The sequence below is a fragment of the Intrasporangium sp. genome (assembly GCF_039812505.1).
GTDB lineage: Bacteria > Actinomycetota > Actinomycetes > Actinomycetales > Dermatophilaceae > Intrasporangium_A.
Window position 1 is genome coordinate 1 of sequence record NZ_JBDIAQ010000226.1, and the last position, 3,859, is coordinate 3,859.

Genomic DNA, 3,859 nt, shown 5'->3' on the forward strand with positions numbered 1-3,859 from the left:
TTCACCTGCATCCGGTGGGGTCATTTGTTATCCTTGGGGTTCACCTGAGGTCACGACCGGTGACACACACCGCGCCGGTCGGGGCCTTCCTTGTTTCGGGCGCCCACGCGAGCACCGCGTGGGCGCGGCTTCATCCGAGGAGTGCATCGTGACCGAGACCGCTGCGAGCTTTCTGACCCAGGAGGCCTACGACCGCCTCAAGGCGGAGCTGCAACAGCTGTCCGGCGAAGGTCGGATCGAGATCGCGCACAAGATCGAGGAGGCGCGGGAGGAGGGCGACCTCAAGGAGAACGGCGGCTACCACGCCGCCCGCGAGGAGCAGGGCAAGATGGAGGCCCGGATCCGCCAGCTCCAGGACCTGCTGCACAACGCCGTGATCGGCGAGACCCCTCCCGACGACGGGATCGTCGAGCCCGGCATGGTGGTCACGGTCGAGATGTTCGGCGACCAGGAGACCTTCCTGCTCGGCAACCGCGAGATCGCCGACGACACCGACCTGCAGGTCTTCTCCGAGAAGTCGGCCATGGGCGCGGCGATCAACGGCAAGAGCGTGGGCGAGACCACGTCCTACGAGGCGCCCAACGGCAAGACGGTCGAGGTCCGGATCCTGTCGGCCAAGCCCTACACGCGCTGAGCCGCGCCGCTTCGCCGGCGACCGGGCCGGCAGCGTGACGGGCCGGCCCCTCCAAGGGGCCGGCCCGTCGGCCATCACCTGCCGAGGGACCGCCCCCGGGCAGCGACGGTCAGGCGTGGATGTCGAGCACCTCGCGCAGGTCCTCGATGAGGTCGTCGACGTCCTCGATGCCGACGGAGAGCCGGATGAGGTCGGCCGGGACCTCGAGCTCGGTCCCGGCGACGCTCGCGTGGGTCATCCGGGCCGGGTGCTCGATCAGCGACTCGACACCGCCGAGCGACTCCCCCAGGGTCCACAGCTGCACGGCCGAGCAGACCTTGACGGCGGCGTCCTCGCCCTTGGTCAGCCGGAAGCTGACCATGCCGCCGTAGCGCTTCATCTGTCGCGCCGCGACGTCGTGGTTCTGGTGCGACGGCAGGCCCGGGTAGTAGACCTGCGAGACGCCGTCGTGGGCGGTCAGGAAGTCGACCACCTTCTCGGCGTTGTCGCAGTGGCGCTCCATCCGGACGGCGAGGGTCTTGAGACCGCGCAGGGTCAGCCAGGCGTCGAAGGGGCCGGCGATACCGCCGATGCTCTTCTGGTGGAAGGCGATCCGGTCCGCGGCGTCCTCGAAGCCGGGCACCGGGATCTGCTGCGCGGTCACGACGATGCCGCCGACCACGTCGCTGTGACCACCGCTGTACTTCGTCGTCGACTGCGACACGAGGTCGGCGCCGAGGGCGAGCGGGTTCTGCAGGTACGCACTGGCGAACGTGTTGTCGACCACGACGACGGCCCCGGCCTCGTGGGCCACCCCGGCGATCGCCTCGATGTCGGCGATACCGAGCAACGGGTTCGTCGGCGTCTCCACCCAGACCATCTTCGTGCGGCCCGGCACGATGGCGGCGCGGAGTGCCTCGACGTCGGCGATCTTCGCGATCGAGTGCCCGATCCCCTGCGGCTTGGCGATCTTGTTGAAGTAGCGGTAGGTCCCGCCGTAGGCGTCGCTCGGCACGACGACGTGGTCGCCGGGGACGAGCAGGGAGCGCACGATCGTGTCCTGTCCGGCCAGGCCGGACGCGAAGGCGAAGCCCCGGTCGCCACCCTCCAGCGCGGCGAAGCACTCCTCGAGCGCGGTCCGGGTCGGGTTGCCCGACCGGCTGTACTCGTAGCCGCCGCGAAAGCCGCCGATGCCGTCCTGCTTGTAGGTCGACACCTGGTAGATCGGGACGCTGACCGCCCCGGTGGATGCGTCGGCGGGCTGGCCGGCGTGGATGGCTCGGGTCGAGAAACCGGGTGCGTCAGACATGGCGTCGAGCCTATGCCCGGACCAGGCCCACGTGCGGCCCTGGGCCGGAAGCGTCTCGCCCCCACGGGTGCATGGTCACCGGCCGCGGGTATGTCGCCCCGCTGCGCGCGGGTGCCAGCGGCATACCCCACGGGATCAGCGTGTCGTCATCGGCTGGTAGGCAGGGACGACCGAGCCCGACGGCCTCCGGCTCAGAGCGTGCAGCCGGACTTGCCCGGGTCCGACACGGTGACGCTGCTGGCGACCAGACGGCCCTTCGCGTCGTGGGTCCCGACCACGACGACACAGCGGCCCTTGCGGACGGACCCTGCGGACGAGTCCACCGTCCGGACCACCTGCGCCTTGTCGGCCAGGGCGACCCGGATCTGCGCCGTGGGCACCCCGACGCCCTCGGTCTCGAGAGTGACGACGGGTCCCTTGACCTTGGTGACCAGGCCGGACATCATGCGCGCGGCACCCGACGCGCCGGGCGCCTGGGGGGCGACCTTGGGGCACTGACGGTCGATCGGCGCCGACACGAGGACCCAGACGACCTCGGCCGCCCCGCCCGGGCCGGTCCGCTGCGCCCCGGGCGCCGCGATCGCGGTGCTCGCCACGACACACACGCCCTTGCGCACGTCGGACCGCTTCGCGGACCGGGTGTCGAGGAACGCCGTCCCGCCGTCCCACGCGACGGTGGTCTTGCCCGAGGCCGTGCGGACCGACGCGAGGCCCTTGTGCGGTGCGGTGACCTGACCGGTCACGGTGAAGACCTGGTTGGGCACCTCGGCGCCGCCGCCCGAGTTTGCCGTCGCCTTGCCGGACGGGGTCGCCTTGCTGTGCTTCGACTTGGCCGAGCCGTTGCTGCTCTTGGCGTCCGTGCTGCTCTTCGGGGTCGGGGCGACGGTCGGGGACGCGGCCTTGGTGGACGCCTTCGGGGTGGCGAAGGTGAGCGATGGCCCGGTCGTCGAGCCGCCCTCGGGCGCCGCCCCCGGTGCTCCGGCACCGGAGGCCGAGCAACCGGACAGGGCCACCACGCCGGTCAGCAGCGCGGTCACCACCAACGGCATACGTCGCCTGACGTCACGACTCCACCCCACGATGCGGCCCCTTCCCCGCGAGCACTACCCCCACGCTCCAGCATGACGGGTCGGCCCGGCCCGCGCTGGCAAACGAGCGAACTTCCCGGTCGCCGCCCGGCACGCCTCGAGGGCCCGACAACGGGTGACAGACTGGAAGGGTGTTCGGTTACGGCAGGAAGACGACGATGCCAACCCGTGAGCAGGCCCTTCCGGGGCGTGCCGAGCGGCCCTACCCGGTCAGCGCGACGCACGTCGTGCTCGGGACCCCGATCGAGGGGCCCTGGCCCGAGGGTTCGCAGGTGCTGTATGTCGCGATGGGCTGTTTCTGGGGGACCGAGCGGATCTTCTGGCGCCAGCCGGGCGTCATCGCGACCGCCGCCGGCTACATGGGCGGCTACACGCCGAACCCGACCTACGAGGAGGTCTGCACCGGCCTGACCGGCCATGCCGAGGCCGTCCGGGTCGTCTACGACCCGGAGCAGACCAGCCCCGAGCTGCTGCTCAAGCAGTTCTGGGAGAACCACGACAGCACGACCGCCGACCGCCAGGGCAACGACGTGGGGACCAACTATCGCTCGGCCGTCTACTGGACGACCCCGGAGCAGGAGCGGGCTGCGGTCGCGACCCGGGCGGCGTTCCAGCAGGTCCTGCACGAGCACGGCCGCGGTGAGATCACCACCGAGATCCGCTCTGCGCAGGACGCCGGCCCGTTCTATGTCGCGGAGGACTACCACCAGGGCTACCTGCACAAGAACCCGATGGGCTACTGCAACCACGGGCCGAACGGCATGACCTGCCCGGTCGGGATCCTCCGTCAGGACGAGCTGCCCAGCCAGCAGTCGGTCCTCGGGCACCACGACTGACCGGATCGTGATC

At 70.9% G+C, this 3,859-nt stretch carries 4 protein-coding genes; 2 read left to right on the plus strand and 2 right to left on the minus strand.

All coding sequences use genetic code 11. The features are described 5' to 3' along the window. Positions 1 to 148: 148 nt before the first annotated feature. A complete protein-coding gene (gene greA, locus WMI84_RS17330) occupies positions 149 to 634 on the plus strand; it encodes a transcription elongation factor GreA (protein WP_347355023.1) in 486 nt (161 codons plus the stop codon). Positions 635 to 743: 109 nt separating this feature from the next. On the opposite strand, the gene WMI84_RS17335 is transcribed toward greA, so the two are convergent. Both WMI84_RS17335 and WMI84_RS17340 read right to left on the minus strand, forming a co-directional pair. Continuing rightward, positions 744 to 1,922, minus strand: coding sequence for a cystathionine gamma-synthase (locus tag WMI84_RS17335; RefSeq protein ID WP_347355024.1), 1,179 nt, complete (start codon positions 1,920 to 1,922; stop codon positions 744 to 746). 191 nt (positions 1,923 to 2,113) lie between these two features. Then, the gene (locus tag WMI84_RS17340) at positions 2,114 to 2,971 is read right to left on the minus strand and encodes a hypothetical protein (protein ID WP_347355025.1); all 858 of its coding nucleotides are present in this window, start codon (positions 2,969 to 2,971) and stop codon (positions 2,114 to 2,116) included. Positions 2,972 to 3,168: 197 nt separating this feature from the next. On the opposite strand from WMI84_RS17340, the gene msrA reads away from it, so the two are divergent. Continuing rightward, positions 3,169 to 3,846, plus strand: coding sequence for a peptide-methionine (S)-S-oxide reductase MsrA (gene msrA / locus WMI84_RS17345; protein WP_347355026.1), 678 nt, complete (start codon positions 3,169 to 3,171; stop codon positions 3,844 to 3,846). The last annotated feature ends 13 nt before the right edge of the window (positions 3,847 to 3,859 follow it).